12 protein-coding genes are annotated in these 16,990 nt (G+C 48.4%); 3 read left to right on the top strand and 9 right to left on the bottom strand.

Going from position 1 to position 16,990, the window contains the following annotated elements; all coding sequences use genetic code 11:
• Positions 1-25: 25 nt before the first annotated feature.
• Both GT1_RS22720 and GT1_RS05515 read right to left on the bottom strand, forming a co-directional pair.
• Positions 26-127 carry a PLP-dependent transferase gene (locus GT1_RS22720; protein WP_188397922.1) on the bottom strand — a complete coding sequence of 34 codons (102 nt, stop codon included), beginning with the start codon at positions 125-127 and terminating at the stop codon, positions 26-28.
• A 194-nt stretch (positions 128-321) separates the two neighbouring features.
• Positions 322-1,152 (bottom strand): uridylate kinase, encoded by an 831-nt coding sequence (locus tag GT1_RS05515; RefSeq protein WP_188397879.1) that lies wholly within the window; start codon positions 1,150-1,152, stop codon positions 322-324.
• 124 nt (positions 1,153-1,276) lie between these two features.
• On the opposite strand from GT1_RS05515, the gene GT1_RS05510 reads away from it, so the two are divergent.
• Positions 1,277-2,146 (top strand): LysR family transcriptional regulator, encoded by an 870-nt coding sequence (locus tag GT1_RS05510; protein ID WP_188397878.1) that lies wholly within the window; start codon positions 1,277-1,279, stop codon positions 2,144-2,146.
• A gap of 135 nt (positions 2,147-2,281) precedes the next feature.
• On the opposite strand, the gene GT1_RS05505 is transcribed toward GT1_RS05510, so the two are convergent.
• Positions 2,282-3,163 carry a LysR family transcriptional regulator gene (locus GT1_RS05505; RefSeq protein ID WP_188397877.1) on the bottom strand — a complete coding sequence of 294 codons (882 nt, stop codon included), beginning with the start codon at positions 3,161-3,163 and terminating at the stop codon, positions 2,282-2,284.
• A gap of 107 nt (positions 3,164-3,270) precedes the next feature.
• Here GT1_RS05505 and GT1_RS05500 point away from each other — a divergent pair, with 107 nt between their 5' ends.
• Positions 3,271-4,260: a YeiH family protein gene (locus tag GT1_RS05500; protein ID WP_188397876.1), complete on the top strand. Its 990-nt coding sequence runs from the start codon at positions 3,271-3,273 to the stop codon at positions 4,258-4,260.
• A gap of 89 nt (positions 4,261-4,349) precedes the next feature.
• Here the strand turns inward: GT1_RS05500 and GT1_RS05495 are convergent, their stop codons facing one another.
• From GT1_RS05495 to GT1_RS05475, 5 genes are all read right to left on the bottom strand, one after another.
• Entirely contained in the window at positions 4,350-5,198 is an 849-nt protein-coding gene (locus GT1_RS05495) for a hypothetical protein (RefSeq protein WP_188397875.1), read from the bottom strand.
• Positions 5,199-5,310: 112 nt separating this feature from the next.
• A complete protein-coding gene (locus GT1_RS05490) occupies positions 5,311-6,285 on the bottom strand; it encodes a diguanylate cyclase (protein ID WP_188397874.1) in 975 nt (324 codons plus the stop codon).
• A 57-nt stretch (positions 6,286-6,342) separates the two neighbouring features.
• Complete coding sequence (locus GT1_RS05485) at positions 6,343-7,113, bottom strand: response regulator (protein ID WP_188397873.1); 771 nt, start codon at positions 7,111-7,113, stop codon at positions 6,343-6,345.
• A gap of 42 nt (positions 7,114-7,155) precedes the next feature.
• The gene (locus GT1_RS05480) at positions 7,156-9,849 is read right to left on the bottom strand and encodes a chemotaxis protein CheW (RefSeq protein ID WP_188397872.1); all 2,694 of its coding nucleotides are present in this window, start codon (positions 9,847-9,849) and stop codon (positions 7,156-7,158) included.
• Between the two features lie 61 nt (positions 9,850-9,910).
• Positions 9,911-12,232 (bottom strand): methyl-accepting chemotaxis protein, encoded by a 2,322-nt coding sequence (locus GT1_RS05475; protein WP_223226068.1) that lies wholly within the window; start codon positions 12,230-12,232, stop codon positions 9,911-9,913.
• A 265-nt stretch (positions 12,233-12,497) separates the two neighbouring features.
• Between GT1_RS05475 and GT1_RS05470 the strand changes: the two genes are divergently transcribed.
• Positions 12,498-13,694, top strand: coding sequence for a response regulator (locus tag GT1_RS05470; RefSeq protein ID WP_188397870.1), 1,197 nt, complete (start codon positions 12,498-12,500; stop codon positions 13,692-13,694).
• A gap of 47 nt (positions 13,695-13,741) precedes the next feature.
• Here the strand turns inward: GT1_RS05470 and GT1_RS05465 are convergent, their stop codons facing one another.
• Positions 13,742-16,840 carry an ATP-binding protein gene (locus tag GT1_RS05465; RefSeq protein WP_188397869.1) on the bottom strand — a complete coding sequence of 1,033 codons (3,099 nt, stop codon included), beginning with the start codon at positions 16,838-16,840 and terminating at the stop codon, positions 13,742-13,744.
• Between the last annotated feature and the right edge of the window lie 150 nt (positions 16,841-16,990).

Below are 16,990 nucleotides of genomic sequence, written 5' to 3'. Positions count from 1 at the left end.
ACTGTATTTTACTGGATTATAGCTGTCAGACCTTCGACAAAGCCTGGAGGATATCCTGTTTTAAGTCTTCAACATTTTCTATTCCCGCTGAAAACCGTACTAAATTATCACTGACACCCAACTTCATTCGTTCTTTCACTGAGTAAAATTTAATCAAGTTTTATATTTTGAAGATTTCTCAATAAAAAACAAAAACTTTTCTTATCATAAAAATAAAAGAAGCCCACCTGTGGCTTCTTTATTAAAAGATATAAGCTTTGCAAAAACACCAGCATGGCACTTAGATACGAATCATGCCAATAGTATTCCCCAATCTTCGCGTTATCTGATTTGGAATACTGTCCGGGGACAGTTGCCGGTAAGTACTTCTTTTATGCTGTAACGCGGACTTGCAATCATAACCGTTGTTCCCTGACGAACAGGCTCTTTGATAAATTCCAACTTTGCTTTAGCCCCGCCAGCCCCGGAGCGGCTCGCTCCAATACAATGGTCTTGTAATTCGTCAATCGCAGCAATCAGTTCTTCCTCGTCTTTTCCCTCCACCCGCTCAACCAATGTTGCTGGATTGTTGGGATCTAAATAAATGCCATCGGCAGAAGTGAATATCAGTAAATATCTGGCATGTACCAATGTCGAAATGACTGATGCTGTTTCGTCGTTATCAATACATTCTACAACCCGTTCATGTCCACTGAAGCGCAGTTGCTCAAGCTCCCAGCAGCGGTTTGCCTCAAAGCTGACCGCATCGTTATAATTGACGATAGGAATTGCCTTTTGCTCAACACAACGCATTAAAGCCTCATAGATATTTTTTCGTTTCTCTGCATCATTGAAATGCGTATGTTCAACTAAAAACTGCCTCACGGAATAAGCTTTGGGTATGTACCGCCGATATTCCTCCATTAAAATGGCTTGCCCTTGGGCAGAGTAATCGGTCATTATGTTATCTTTGGGGCCTTCCAGTTCCCGGCCCGTACGCTTGATATAATCCAAACGCCCAATTTCTACCGCACCGGAACTAACCCAAATCATCCCCGGCTGCAGTTCCCGGCCAATACGACTAAATACATTGTAGTCAATATCGTGTTCCGCCTTCCGGATTAAGGCCATTGAACCAATTTTTCCTACCAATTCAATATCAAAAGATTTCATATTCTGTACGCTCCTACAGCAAAAGCTTTGTGTTTTTCTTGACCTTATTGTAGAATAAATTTATCATAAATTAAAACTAAATTTTATATTAATCGTATTTAGTATTACTTAAAAGGAGTGACTTATGGAGAGTGCAAGATGTAAGGCATTTTTAGCCGCTGTTGAAGCTGGGAGTTTTTCCAAGGCGGCAGAAGTTTTAAATTATACGCCCTCCGGGGTGAGCCAACTTGTCAGTGCTCTTGAAAACGAACTCGGCTTCTCGCTGTTGCGCCGGAATAAAAAAGGGGTAATGCCAACTGAGAATGGAGAAAAAATGCTGCCTGCTGTGCGAGAATTTCTTTTGCAGGAAAATCGCATTTACCAACTTGCAGCTGAGATGAATGGCCGTTTAATAGGCAGTATTACAATCGCTGCCTATTCCAGTATTGCAACACACTGGCTGCCAAGTGTTATTCGTGCTTTTCAGGAGGATTATCCACAAATTCAAATCAAACTAATGGAAGGGATACGGCAGAAAGTAACTAAATGGCTGGATGAAAAAATCGCAGATGTGGCTTTTTTGAGTTACAAAGACCCGATGCCTTACGACTGGATACCGCTTGCTGAAGATCAAATGCTGGCTGTATTGCCGAAAACACATTCACTTGCTAAAGAAGCGTCATACCCGCTTCAAAATTGTGAATATGAGCGTTTTATCATGCCTGCGCTTGGACGCGATGTTGATGTAGTCGCACTGTTTCAGGAAAACAATTTAAAACCAAATATCCAATTCTCTACATTGGAAAACTTTGCTGCTATGGCTATGATTGAACAAGGATTAGGAATGAGTATTATGAATGAGCTGATCACTCGCAAATGGCAATGTGATGTGGTGAAACTTCCGCTTTCCCCTCCACAGCAGATCACCTTGGGTATCGCACTTCCATCGTTGGAAAATGCATCTCCGACGGTTAAACGCTTTGTCAAATATGCTGTAGATCGATTAACTTGTTAAAAAATGCATACAAGAAGCAGAGGGACGCTCATTTTGCTTCGCAATGGTATCATAAATCTAAAGCCAAATAGGGAACGTCCCCACTGTCCGGCCGGGAACGTCCCCACTGTCCGGCCATTTGTCTCTCTATCTGACTTAACAATATTGTCCTTCTGAGCATAATTTTATGAAATCTTTCATTTGTTCAGTGAGATATTTGTTTTTGTGAAAAACGATTTTGAATTTACGCTCAAAGCGAATACCTTTTATTTCTTTCATGCACAGCATGCCTGACCTGACTTCATTTGTTACTGCGCGTTTTGAGATGATTGATATACCCAGCCCCTCAGCCACAGCCATTTTGATGGTATCGGCATTATTACATGTCCATGATACTCTCCATGAAAGATTATGTACTGCCAGGACATCTTCTGCTGTTTTACGGGTTCCACTGCCTTTTTCGCGTATGATAAAATCTTCCTTTTCAAGTTCATGCGCTTCTATCACAGCAAGATCTGCAAAACGATGTTTACTACTGCAAATGAGGATCAGTTCGTCTTCCATGAACGGCAAACTGATAATATCCGGCGAGACGGTTTCCCCTTCTACAAGGGCAACATCTGTTTGATCATGCAGGATTCGACTTTCAATCTGCTCTGTATTGCTTTCAAAAACTTCAATCTTTGTTTTCGGATTAGACTTTTTGTAATCTGACACTAATTTCGGCAGCACATTGGCACCGATTGTAACGCTTGCCCCAAGGCGAATAGAGCCGCTTTCCTGCAGTGTCTTCATATCCTTTTCAATGTCCTCGTTCATTCGAATCATATGCCGAGCGTAACTGAGTAATCTTTCACCCGCGTGGGTCAGGTAAAGCTTTCTTGAAAGCCGTTCAAAGAGTCTAATATCATAGTGTTTTTCAAGCTCTGCGATGGCTTGGCTGATAGCAGATTGCGACATAAAAAGAGCTTCTGCTGCCGCTGTCATATTCATATTGTCACAAACAGATACGAAGATTTTAAAGTGACGCAATGTCATCTCTTAGTCCCCTATACATTAGAATATGCTTATCAATATAATAAGATAATAATATTGTACTTATTAATTGTCAAGGCGTATGATAAGGGGCATGGAGGTGATTGTTTTTGCAATCAATATTAAATAAGCTCTTGGGTATTGGTCTTACAATTATTATAGCAATTCCGGCATGGTTCATAGGTGAGGCTTTTCCCATCATCGGTGGTCCTGTATTGGGTATTTTATTTGGCATGGTACTGGCCTTTGGGAAAAGGTCAGTTGTTTTTGATGAGGGAATCAAATATACCGCAAAAAAACTGCTGCAATACTCCATTATTCTTCTTGGTTTTGATATGAACCTGTACAATATTTTTAAAGTAGGAGGTCAGACGCTTGCTTTAATGGTGTTTACGCTGACAATTACATTTGGAACTGCTTTTGTTGCAGGAAAACTTCTGAAAATTGACCCCAAAACGAATATACTGATTGGAGTTGGTACCGCGATTTGCGGCGGTTCCGCAATTGCGGCAACAGCACCGGTGATTCGTGCCAATGCCGAGGAAGTTGCACGCTCTATATCAACCATTTTCTTGTTCAATGTAATTGCAGCATTTCTATTTCCGTTGCTTGGGCATATTCTCGGCATGAGTGATCATACCTTCGGTTTATGGGCAGGCACTGCCATCAATGATACATCCTCCGTGGTTGCAGCCGGGTATGCCTTCAGCAATGAGGCCGGTAGCCTTGCCGTCATTGTGAAATTAACACGAACTCTGATGATTGTACCCATTACGCTGGTACTGGCTATTTATACGTCTCAAAACTCGCCAAAGCATCATGGAAACGACAAAAGCAATGAAAGCTATATTATGGGGAAAATATTTCCGTGGTTTGTGATCGGCTTCGTAGCTGCCTCTATCGTTAACACTTTTATCCCGATGCCACAGGGAATGGGGGCTTCCATTGCGCAGCTTGGAAAGTTTATTATTATCATGGCGATGGCTGCTATCGGGCTTAATACAAATGTAATAAAATTAGTAAAAAGCGGTACAAAGCCGATTTTGTTAGGATCAATTTGCTGGCTTGCATTATCGCTGGCTTCATTCAGTATAATTTAATAAATTGTTATCCAGTGAAGCCAAATTGTCCGGTGGCAACTAAACAGGCTAATGCTAACCCATATTGGTTCAGCACTAGCCTGTTATTTTTATTTAGGAAAAATGTAATCTATTTTAGCGATACGAAAAAGGCACATTAGAATAGGCACCACAATTATTGGCACTAAGATAAGCTGCCATGCTGAAATATCATCAACTTGGGGAACAAAAATGTGATACCCGCCTATAACCCAATACACAAAAGTCAAAAATGCAATACCGAGCAACCGGTAGTGCAAAGGCAGCTTTAGACCTATTACTAATACAATAATTACGCTGGTGATAAAAAGATAGAGGTAAAAAAATCCCTGGTGAAATTTCTCGGGATCCCCTGCCAAGGGAACCTGAAATTTAAATAGTTCGCCCCCTTGGTTTACCAAGAAAACGATTATATTATGGATAGAAGCATAGGTTAGATAAATGACGGTAAGTCTAAAAATTGAACAGTTCCTCTTTTCCTGCAGTCCTGACCAAATCTTCCTGCTTATTCCATAGAGAATAATAAGTCCGATGCCGGTATAAGCTGATTTCCACCAAAAGTGCTGATAAATGCCGAGGGTTGCGAAGAACCAGTCGATACCAGTGAAGATAACGGCAATAGGCACTATATATCCCCAGGAAAGTGAAAACGCATTTATGGCTACCGCAGAAGCCGGCACAATGAGCGAGTTAGATATGTATGAGCCCAAATAGTTATCCAGTCTCAGGTCAGCCAGAATACCAGGAAAGTAGCGATATGCATCTGTTAGGATCAATACTACGATCTCGAACGGGTGAATTATGCCAGTAATTGTTAGCTGCAACACCAGCAGCTTCCAATCTTTTCTATATAATAATGAAGCAGCCAGCAAGATCAGCGCAATAACAACTAATCCATAGTACCAATAGGCAGAGGGCATAACTTTCTCCTATCTCCAAGAAAATATTCAGATTAGTTTTCCCGGATTATTATAAATCAGTCATAACAAAAAGATACCCCAAGTTCGCATTGGACTTTGGGGTATTTCTGTATCAACCACTCTGCTGTCGGGAATAAATAGAGCCGTCCCGGGAGTCAACCACGCAGTTTCTCGAACACCGTTTCCCCAGGTACAGTCCGTTATCAAGTACCCGTATACTGTCATCCAGTGCGGAATCAGCGGTCAGCCCCAGCACCGACAGAGTGATCGTCAAGGTGAATTCCTGACTGCGGTACACAAACACATGCTGGGCAATAGCTTCCCTGACTCGCTCGGCACACTGTTTAGCCTCAGCCAGTCCGCTGCCCGGCAACAGCATCAAAAACTCTTCACCACCCCAGCGTGACAGGTAGTTCTGGCTACCCAACACCGACTGCATGCATTCTGCCACTGTTTTCAGCACCATATCGCCGCATTCATGCCCATAAGTGTCATTTATCCGTTTAAAATTATCAATATCCCCCAACAGGATTGCATCCTGCCCGCCTTTTTCTTGCAACCGGACCATTGCCTGCTGCAGGGTTTCCATCATGCAGCGGCGGTTAGCCAGCCCTGTTATATAATCGGTTTTCGCGGAAATCTCCAGCTTTTCCATCATCTCTTTCAATTCTTCATTCTTTTGCTCCACCTGCAAAATATATTGCTGCAGGGCTTTCTGCGATTGCCGGAGTTCCAGATGAACCTTGATTCTAGCCTGCAGTTCCAAGGCGTAAAAGGGTTTTATTATATAGTCCTGACCGCCGCAGCGAAAGCCTTCCACCACATCCCGGATCTGAGTGGCGCTGGTGATAAAGATGACTGGAATATCTGCCAGTTCAACCCGGCTTTTCAACGCCCGGCAAATAGCAAAACCGTCAAGACCGGGCATAATAATATCCAATAGAATCAAATCCGGCTGGCAGGCCGCCGCCAGAGCAAGAGCCTCTTTCCCCTCCCGGGCCTCAATAATTTCATGCCAATTCTGCAGAAAATTACGCATAATCTTTATTTCCACCGGACTATCATCAACAATCAGTATTTTTGCCATTGTTTATCCATCTGCCTTACCTACTTTATTTATCTGATGACGCTCCACCGGGCAGGTCTACCGGGAAAATAAACGGACAACATTCGCCAAATAGGCATACCCCTGTTCGGCCAGGCTTTCGGTGAAGTTCAAGTCATAGGAGATTGCCCGCACGGTGCCGCCTTTATTTTCAATCGTCTGCACCAACTGGTCCAACGCAGCCAACGCCTCCGGTTTAAGGCTGGCAGTCGGGCCAAAATTCAACAGCAACCGAGCTTCCTCCTCCAGATATTCCTGCACCTCAATCAGCAGACTCTGGCAACTGACCGGCGACAATGTGGGATAAATAGCAACTTGCACCATTTTATCGTCCCGAAAAATTTGATAGGGCGGCCAGTGTACATCCCCCATCGTCTTAAGCCGTTCCTCCGTACCGGTAGTTCCCTTCAGGCGCCGTACCATTTCCAGGTGCTTGGGGTAATCAAAGTTTTGATTCAGGACATGGCCAACAACCTGTGCGACTTTACTAACAGTAATGGGTTTTATAATAAAATGCCGGGCTCCTCGCTCCAGAGAATCCAGAATGACCTGTCGCTCTTCAATGGCACTAATGACGATAATCCGTGCATCAGGATACCCGGCGATGATCTTGGAAATCGTCTCCGCCCCGCTGATGCCTTCCATCGTCATATCCATAGTCACTATATCCGGTTTATGCTTGACATATTCGACAAAAGCCTGTGCCCCATTCGCCGCTTCCGCCACAATCTTATGCCCTAATCCCTGGATGATTTCTATTAAGCTTTTCCGGGCAAACGCCGAATCATCTACAATAAGCACACGAGCCATTCCGCAGTCCCCTCCTTTCCGTGCTTAGCCACAGCAGCGCTTTCAAGACTTATCTTGCTGATTCTTTTGCAGCACGGCGGCAACACTTTTTAATAATCTCGCCCTGTTTAATTTGCCTTCATATAAATCAAAGCCCGCCCGCAAGCCCCTTTCCCGGTTGGTCTCGCCGCTTAGCGAGGTCAGGGCGATCACCGGCAAGTGCTTAATATCCTCCCGCGCCCGGATGGTCCGTACCAGTTCCAGCCCGTCCATTTTGGGCATTTCCACGTCGCTGACAACCACATCAAAAGACTGAGTGTCCAGCGCAGCCAGCGCCTGCACCCCGTCCTCCACCACCACAACCTCGTAGCCGTCACTTTCCAGGTAACTTTTGGTGACACGGGCGAAAAAAGGAGTGTCCTCGGCCAGTAAAATTTTTACCCGCTGCGGCTTCCCGGCATCCTCCCCTTCTGCGGGAAACTGCCGGGAAACCTGATAATATTCAGGCACTGCCGTCTGAAACAGGGCATACATATCCAGCAGCGTGACAATCTGTCCATTCACCAAAATAGAACCGAGAGTGCTCTGTCCACTGCTATTGCAGCCCTCTAGCTGGATTGGCGTGGAAACCACATCATAAATTTCCTCGGCCACGATGCCGACGGGAATTCTGACAAACCGCGGCAAAATGACATATACCCAGTCAGTCTTTGTCTTTCGCCGGCTAAGCGGCAAATAGTATTCCGGCCGGATAACGCGAACAATCCGCTCCTGAAAAGTAACATACTGCTGTGATCCGATCTTTTGCAAGGTTGTTACCGCCACTTTCTCCACTCTGGCCACCATCGACAGATCAATCCCCAACAATTCGCCGCCGGAGGTCCGAAATAAGAGCAGGTTGGTTTCTTCCGTCCGGGAATTTACCTCCACCGTCGACCTCAGCTTTTCCTCCTGCAAAGACAACCCGGCTTTCCGATGAACCAGCTCCAGATCGAGAATCATCGCAATCCGCCCGTCGCCCAACACGGTCACCCCGGAATAACAGCCGCTGGTTTTCAGTGCCGCCGGAACCGGCTTTACCAGAATTTCCTCGGTATCATAGACGGCATCCACCGCCAGACCATACCATAAGTTGCCGCTCTTAACCACCAGAATGCGAAAGGTTCTGGTCTCATCGGCAAAATAAGCCGCACTGTCGGCATGGGCTCCTTCTATTCCGAGAATATCGACAAGCCGGACCAGTGGCAGCAGACGGTTGCGCAGGCGGAGCACCGGCGTACCATGAATAAATTCAATCTGCTTTTGCTGTTGATTGTCCGGCTGCAGCAATACCAGTTCCTTGACATTGGCCTGCGGAATGGCAAAGGCATCGCTGGCCCCTTCCACAATAAAGGAAGAAATAATGACCAAAGTCAATGGCAGCAGCAGGCGAAACGTAGTGCCCTGCTCCTTAGCGGTAAATACCTCTACTTTGCCGCCCAGTTTTTCAATATTGGTTTTGACCACATCCATGCCGACTCCCCGGCCGGATACGGCAGTAACCTGGTCAATAGTGGAGAATCCCGGTTTCATAATAAAACTCAGCAGCTCAGCTTCTTTTAATAGTGCTGCTTCCGCTTCCGTCACCCAGCCTTTGGCCACCGCCTTGGTTTTAATTTTCTCCAGATCAATGCCTGCACCGTCATCCTGGATATCAATGACCACCCGTCCGCTTTCATGATAGGCATGTAAAAGCAGTGTCGCCGGCAGCCGCTTGCCCTTATCCATTCTGTCCTGCGGCGTCTCAATGCCATGGTCCAGGGCATTGCGAACCAGATGGGTCATCGGGTCGGCCAGCGCTTCAATGATCGAACGGTCCATTTCCACGTTGTTCCCCTGAGTAACCAGTTCCACCTCTTTGCCCAAACTGCGCGCCAGTTCCCGGACAATACGGGGAAACTTATTAAATACATTGGCAACAGGCTGCATTCTGGCCTTCATAACCTTTTCCTGCAGCTTGGTTGTTAAACTGTCGATCCCGTGAGTTACCACATCCAGCTGCGGTGCCTCACAACCAAGGCTTTCAGTAATGCGCAGCAATTGATTCCGCCGCAAAACCATTTCGCCGATAATATTCAGCAAATCGTCAAGCAACGCTACCTTGACCCGGATACTTTCCTCCACCAGGCCGGCCTGCGTCTTGCTGATTTCAGTGTAAGGCTTTTTGACCGCACCTCGATCAGACGCCGGTATGGTACTCTGGTTACCGGTCGCTGGCGGCAGGCTTTCATCCTGCGGCACCGCTGCTGCCTGAGTGGCCTCACCGGTCAATTGGTTCCACAACTCCCAGACATCCAGCGTGCCTTCTGCGCCGGCCGGCTGCTGCTGCGTCTTGCCGGTCAGAGCTTGCAGAATGTTCAAAGCGCTATCAATGTCTATCCCTTCCTGACCGGCAGGATTATTTACCAGGTCCTTCAATTGATCGGCAGCCAGTAACAGTCCGTCAATCATCGCTACGGTAATACCGCATTCCTGGTTGCGCAGTCTTCCCAGCAGGGTTTCCATGGCATGCGCCAAAGTTACAACTTTATCCATTTCAAAGAAACCGGCCGTACCCTTTACACTGTGAACAGCGCGAAACAGTTCATCCAACAAAGATGCTTCGTAACTGCCTTCTTCCAGACGCAGCAGTCCTACCTCCAGTGTTCCGATATGAGCCTTGGCTTCTTCAACAAATTCTTGCAGTAATTCCTGACCGAAATCCATCCTTGTCACCACTCATTTTTTGATCATCGCTTGTCACAGCCAGCCTATCCCCTGTTCGGGACGCCTTTATCACCTAAATTTTGAACTGCGCCATCATCTGTTCCAGATGGTGGGCCGTTTCGCCCAGTTCACTGGCAGAGCCGCTGGTGTGCGAAGCGGTGCCGGCCATATCTGCTGTAGCGGCATCGGCTTCCTGAATGCTTTCTGTAATGTTTTGGGTTCCCTGGGCAATCTCTTTAGTCGCTAAAACGATATTCCCCATTAACGCCGACATTTGGTCGGCACTTTTAGCCGTCTCCACCGCTTTGACCGAAATATCCGCCGTAGCCTCATCCACTTGTCTGACTCCCTCTGAGGCCGCCGCCGCCATTTGCGACACCTGCTGGGCATGGTCTGCGATATCGCTGATCTCCTTGCTAATGCCTGCCACTTCTTTGACACCTGCCGTCATTGCCGTTGTAATATTACCAACACTGCGCGATTGTTCGGAAACCGCTGATGCAATCGTTCGGGTAATGCCGGTCGTTTCCGTAATAACGGTGGCAATCTTACTCACCGCGCCGACTGCCTCGCCCATATCACTGTGCATTTCTTCAATTTGCCGGGCAATATGACGCGTCTCTTCCGCCGTCCGTTTCGCCAGTTCTTTGACCTCGGCCGCCACCACCGCAAACCCTTTTCCGGCCTCTCCGGCCCCGGCCGCCTCAATGGTGGCGTTCAGGGCCAGCATATTGGTCTGTTCAGCAATGCTGCGAATGACATCAACAATTTGATTAATCCGTTTCGTCGTTATGCTCAGTTTTTGAATCATTGCCGTCGTTTCCTGCGACTGATTCTCTGCCGCCAGCGTAATGTGAATGGACCGGTCGCAATGCTGGCCGACCTGACCAAGCGAACAGCTGATCTCCTGTACTGCCCGGTCCACCTCCGCCATAGAAGCGGAGACGTCCCCTGCTGAAGCAGCCACACGATTGATGCTTTGCGATATTTCCGCCACGACCTCACTCACCTGGTCAACCTGGCCGGCAATCCGGTTGGTTGTTGCCGACACATGCTGCGCGGCGGCCGACATTCCGTTAGCCAGTCCGGCCACCGCATCCACACCATGACTTACCTCCTCGGCCGAGCTGGCCGTTTCTTCAATGCCGGCCGAAATCTCCTCCACCGTGGCGCTGATTGTCGATATCTGGGCACTCATTTGCTCACTATTGGCTGCCAATGTGGTCGAAACATCAATCAAATCGACCGAGGCATCCTTCATCAGCCCCGTCGTCTGCCGGATATCGCCGACCATGTCGCCCAGCACCTGCAGCGTATGATTCACTGCGCCGGTCAACGCTCCGATCTCGTCATTGGCATATATTTTGCCGCGCACCGTAAAGTCACCGGTTTCCACTACCGCCATCATCGACTGAAAATCATTGAGTGGTCGGATGAGCCATTTGGTAAGCAGCAATCCGGTCACTCCGATAATCAAAACAGCCACAAATAACGGGGTCAGAAACGAAATGCGGCTAACTGTCGTCAACCGGCTGTGGACTTCGTCGGCCGGCACCGAAGCCACCAAGGCCCAATTGCTGCCAGGCACCGGCGCGTACCCGGCATACTTGTCCACCTCGCCCCAACGGTATGGGGTAATGCCTTGCTTACCCTGCAAAGCCTCTGTCAGTGCCTGCCGCAGGCGAAGATCACCTTCCTTGAGAAAATTGCTCTTCATCTCCACACTTTTCTCCGGATGGGCAATGACCAGCCCATCGCCCTGGACTAAAAAGGCATAGCCTGTTTGGTATACCTTGGTGCCGCTGATCTTCTGCATCAATTTTTCAATATTCATGCTGCCGCCGATCATTCCCACTACCCGGCCGTCCCGTTTCAGCGGCACGGCCACCACAACCACCAGATGTCCCGAGGTCTTGGAAATGACCGGATCGGAAATCACTGTTTTGCCCTTCATAACTTCGGGAAAATACTCGCGGTCACCGACATTGGCGCCCCCCTGGATGATCCCTCCCCGGTCATTGCGGGTCGCCGAAAAATAATCGCCCTTTTCATTGGCCACAAACAAAACATCATAATCGGTCGCCCGGGCCATCTCTCCAGCCAGGTACGGCCAGGTACGGGGCACATTGCCTACCTCTACCAAAGGGGAATTGGCCAGGGTGGTAATGTAGGACTTCTGTTCATTCAGCCACAGCCCCACCTCCTGCCCTGAACTGACAGCCAGTGCCTGTATAGACTGTTCGGTATTCTCCACCAGCGCCTTTTGCGCCGTCTCATAAATCAAAAACGAGGATAATGCCAGGCCGACTACAACGGCGCTCACTAAAATTCCAATCAATTTTTTCCTAATGCTAGATATACCTTTGCTCGTTTCAGTCCGTCCACCCATTTCCATGCTAACAGGCCTCCCACAAAATAACATAATTCCGTAAAATATGAATTATTTATACAGTCAGCCTGTCTTTTCCTGTATAATATTTGATTTATCCGCTCTGTTCAGACAAAATTATCCTAAAGGATAATTTTGTCTGGATATTCTTATCTTTTTGGATAGTATCTCTTCCGGCAGGAAACAACCTGCTTACAGGGAAATAAACACCATACACTGTCGCCTTACCGCGCAGCAACAAAAATCATGCAGAACAAGAGGTATACGTCCCATGATAAAAACCATCCTCATTGACGATGAATTGCCGGCCCTCGAAGCATTATCCTATCTGCTCCGGCAATATCCTGTTCTTGAAATCGTAGGCGAATATACCGACCTTGAGGAAGCCTGCCAAAAGCTTCGGCACGAGCCGGTTCAACTGGTTTTTCTCGACATCCAGATGCCAACGGCTAACGGCTTGGATGCCGCCAGAAAAATGCGTCAATACCAAAACAATCTAACCGTCGTCTTTGTTACCGCGCATAATCAGTTCGCCCTGCAGGCCTTTGAAGTCGACGCCATTGACTATATCGTCAAACCGGTAATTAAACGCCGGCTGGACGCCACCATCGAAAAAATCATGGGGAAAATTCCGCAAGCTGCTTATGAACCTCTGCCAAAACGGCGCGGTGAATTTTTTAACCGTTTGCTCAAAGGAGCACCGACCAACGATCAGGAAATAGCCGGACAAGCTCAACAATTGGGGCTTGACGCCTCCCAGCCCTTTTCTCTCTTCTTTCTGTTGCCGGCTCCGCAAACTGCAGCGCCGGAAAACAACCTGGCTCCGGACTTCAGACACCGCCGCACCGCTATGCTTGATGCATTATCAACCGGCTCACTGCTGGCCTGGGAAACACCCCACGGGTTGGGCATACTGGATTTTTCCCCTGTCTCTGCCGCCAATGCCAAGGAAGAGGAACAGCTTGCCGCCGCCCGGCTGAAAGCCCTGCTGGACAGCCGGTTCCCCCAGACAGTAGCAGCTATCGGCATTGCCCCGCAGCCAGGCACCTTTAGCAACTTTGCCGCCGGGTACCGGGAAGCCCGCTATGCCGCCCTGCTCGGCATACGAATATCTCCCCGAACAGAAATCTATCATTTCCTGGACAGCGGGCTAATAATGCCCTTAGCCCATTACATTCCCCAGCCGGAAATCGACACCCTGATTAACAACACCTTCGGCAAGCTGCTCCGCTATGACCGGCAAAACGGCACCGAACTGTTTGTCACGCTGGAAGCCATATTGTTGAACGACAGCCTGCAGACAGTGGCGGAGAAATTGTTTATTCATTATAAAACCGTATTGTTCCGCAAGCAGTCAATTGAAAAAATTCTGGGATTCTCCCTGAACTCTTTTACAGGCCGCACGACGTTAGGCGTTGCCCTGACTTTACTTTATTTAAACCAAACTCCTGCCGCGCCCAAGGAGTAGACCGGAACACCGGAGCACCGGACCACAGGCCCATATCCTGAAAACAGTTATTCGTCTGCCGATTCCGGCCGGACGGGAATCTGAAAAGTTACAGTGGTGCCTTCATCCACCTTGCTGACGATCGCCAGCTGCTGCCCATAAAAGGACTGCAGACGGCGATTGATATTTTGCAGACCGATTCCAGTATTTTCTGCGCCGGAATCAGTCAATAGGCTGGCCAGCCGGTCCGGGGGAATTCCTGCACCGGTATCGGCCACCGTTATGACCACAGTGCCGCCTTCCTTTTTCACTGTAATTCGCACCTGTCCCTTGCCACTTTGTTGCATAATCCCATGCTGAATCGCATTTTCCACCAGCGGCTGGATAGTGAGCGGCAAAATAGGGACTTGCCATACATGGGGATCAATGGCGTAATGGACCTCCAGCCTGCCACCAAAGCGGGCTTTTTCCAGTTCCACATAGGACTGCACCAGCTCCAGCTCGTTCTCCAGGTTGGTATAAATAGCTGTTCCCTGGATTTCAAAGCTTTTGCGCAAGTAATTACTGAATTCACTCAGCAACATCCCGGCCTTTTCCCCGTCGGTATAGCAAAAAGCAACAATGGTATTGAGCGCATTATACAAAAAATGCGGCTTGATTTGGGATTGCAGAAAGGCCATTTCTGCCCGGACAACATCCTTTACGGCTTTTTGCAGGGACAGCAGCGTCCTGACCCGCGACCTGATTTCCTGACTGGCAAACGGCTTGGCAACAAAATCATTGGCCCCGGCGGCAAAAGCGGCGGCAATGTCCTCCTGCGAATTGCAGGCTGTCAGGACGATAATCGGCAGTTCCAGCATAGAGTACCGCTCCCTGATTCTGCGGCACAATTCGTAGCCAGACATATCTGGCAGCATTACGTCCAGCAACACCAAATCCAGATTGCGGCTTGAGCCGATCTGCGCCAGCGCCTCCCCGGCCGTCATAGCCGTAAGAATAGTATAGTCCTCCTGAGCAAATACCCGGAGCACCATTTGCAGGTTGGCCGGTTCATCATCCACTGCCAATATGGTGAATGCTCCGTTTTTTATTGTCTGCAGCGGCAATGCCGGCAGTAACGGTTGCTGCCGGTAGTTTGCCTGCCGGTCGCCAACCAGTTCCGGCGCGGCCTGACTGACCGGCAATTCAAAGGCAAAGCGGGACCCCACACCGGGTTCCGACCAGTCAAGCCACAGCTTGCCTCCCATTAATTCAACCAATTGACGGGAAATCGTTAACCCGATGCCCGTCCCCCCGCGCCTATGCTCAACCTGCTCGAAGGCATCAAATATCGTTTTCTGCCGCTCCTCCGGTATACCGCAGCCGGTATCCTCCACAACGATCCGCAAACGGCCCTCCCGCAGTTCAGCCTTAACCTGGATTTCTCCCTCGCGGGTAAATTTGACGGCATTGCCGATAAGATTAAACAGTACCTGCTTCAGCCGGTCTTCGTCGGCGACAATAGCCGGCAAGCCTGCCGGCAGTGCCTGAATCAGCCGGATTTTTCCCGGCGGCAGCATATAGCCGGCCACATCCAATACGGCATCAACTACCGATTTACTGTCCACCGGCACCAGTTGCAGCCGGAGCTCCCTGGTTTTAAGCCGGGAAAAATCCAAAATATCATTGATCAGATTAATCAGCCTGCGGCTAATGGAAATAATCTGCTGCCAATATTCCGTCTGGCGAGAGGCTGCCTGGCTCTCCGTGCCTTCCAGCCCGGCTTCCGCAATAGTAAGGATGCCCTGCAGCGGCGTTTTAAGCTCATGGGACGTATTCAGCAAAAATTCATCCTTGAGCTTATCTAGATTAAGCAGCCTTTGTGACATATCGTCAATCGTATCATAGGCGTCGGAAAAGCGGATAACCAGAATCAACGACGTCAGTATGACAAAACTCAATGCACCAAAATCGCCAAGCACCCGGGCCGGCAGAAAATCATTCTGGTATAAGAAAATTTCCAAAATGGTCATTACGATGCAAGTAAAGGCACAAATCAGAATTTGCAGGCCCAACCGCCCTAAATTTCCGTACCTTTTTTGACACAGTGACCGGCACAGAAAAAAAACAATAACGATGTAAACGATACTTTGCAGCACAACAAACGGCAGCTCCACATAAGAATACAGTTTTAGCGGCGATAATAAAATAACCAGCAAGTAACTGCCAAAAATACCGATTATAGCTGTAAACAGTTTAGGTGGAATCAGTTCTCTGCCGGCCTCTTTCAAAAACAGGGCCATCGCCACAACATGGCCAAAGCCGACCAGGCTTTTTATTTTATAAATCATTTCAAAGGGTATTTCCGGGAAAAACTGCGCCATCAGCCGCTGCCCCTGCGTAAATTGGGCCAAAGCCATAATAAGGCAGTACAGGCCGAAATACCCTAAACTCCGGTTATCAGGCCGGTAAAAGAACACACAAATATGATAAAGGCCAATAAAAAACAACCCGGCAAATACAATAAGCTCACTCCTGGATAGTCTGTTTTCCAAAACGATAATGTCATTTTGCCGGCCAAGGTATACCGAGGTGGCAATTCCACTGTTTGGACGGTAGGTATAATTTGCCACCTGCACGATGATTTCCAGTTGATCCCCTTGTACACTGAAAAAGGTGGTATACGGGGTATTGCCGGACGTATAAACATGTTCACCGGTTCCAGGATTGCCGCTTTGCCCCCGCAGAAACCCGTCGACAAACAGCTTATGGGACTGGCGGATATACTGAGTTTTTATCCCCAGTGTATCAGTCGTTGGCTTAAGCTTAACCCGCAACCGGTAAGTACCGCAGCCCTCTGTCTGCAGGGTTTCCTCCCCCAGCCTTCCCGCCCAGAGGGAAGGAACCTTTAGATACCCGGTCAACCTGGGAACGGCAGCCGGCCCGTTGCCGGCAAAATCATCCGGAGTCAGCAATTGCTGCCAGTAAAACTCCCATTGGCCGTTCAGCGCAACATTCCCGTCAATTGCAAAGTCCCAGCCGGAAAGATCAAGCACCCCCTGCACAGCCTGGGGGCCTTTTTTCTCCGGCATTCCTCTGCCGAGCAGCCAGGAGCCGGCCAAAGAAAGACTGATTACCAGCAGTACAATCCCGTAAGCATTTTTCCTTTTTGTAATCCAATTAACCAAACAGGCACCCTCTTACTTATCGTTATTTCTTTTGATTATACCTTTCCCTTTCCGCCGGTGGCAAGCACTCTTCCATACTAAACATATACAGCACCGGCCTGCTTTTTCAGTGCAATGTCCCATACCGTTTCAATCAAATAACTCCTCCAC

Source organism: Sporomusa sp. GT1, assembly GCF_014634905.1.
Taxonomy (GTDB): domain Bacteria; phylum Bacillota; class Negativicutes; order Sporomusales; family Sporomusaceae; genus Sporomusa; species Sporomusa sphaeroides.
Note: the sequence above shows the minus strand (reverse complement) of the source record. Positions and strands in the feature narration are given on the sequence as shown.

Excerpts from the sequence above, each read along its gene's own strand:
- GT1_RS05495 (WP_188397875.1), bottom strand. The coding sequence starts at position 5,198 with ATGCCCTCTGCCTATTGGTACTATGGATTAGTTGTTATTGCGCTGATC.
- GT1_RS05505 (WP_188397877.1), bottom strand. The coding sequence starts at position 3,163 with ATGACATTGCGTCACTTTAAAATCTTCGTATCTGTTTGTGACAATATG.
- GT1_RS05485 (WP_188397873.1), bottom strand. The coding sequence starts at position 7,113 with ATGGCTCGTGTGCTTATTGTAGATGATTCGGCGTTTGCCCGGAAAAGC.
- GT1_RS05470 (WP_188397870.1), top strand. The coding sequence starts at position 12,498 with ATGATAAAAACCATCCTCATTGACGATGAATTGCCGGCCCTCGAAGCA.
- GT1_RS22720 (WP_188397922.1), bottom strand. The coding sequence starts at position 127 with ATGAAGTTGGGTGTCAGTGATAATTTAGTACGGTTTTCAGCGGGAATA.
- GT1_RS05490 (WP_188397874.1), bottom strand. The coding sequence starts at position 6,285 with ATGGCAAAAATACTGATTGTTGATGATAGTCCGGTGGAAATAAAGATT.
- GT1_RS05475 (WP_223226068.1), bottom strand. The coding sequence starts at position 12,232 with ATGGAAATGGGTGGACGGACTGAAACGAGCAAAGGTATATCTAGCATT.
- GT1_RS05510 (WP_188397878.1), top strand. The coding sequence starts at position 1,277 with ATGGAGAGTGCAAGATGTAAGGCATTTTTAGCCGCTGTTGAAGCTGGG.
- GT1_RS05515 (WP_188397879.1), bottom strand. The coding sequence starts at position 1,152 with ATGAAATCTTTTGATATTGAATTGGTAGGAAAAATTGGTTCAATGGCC.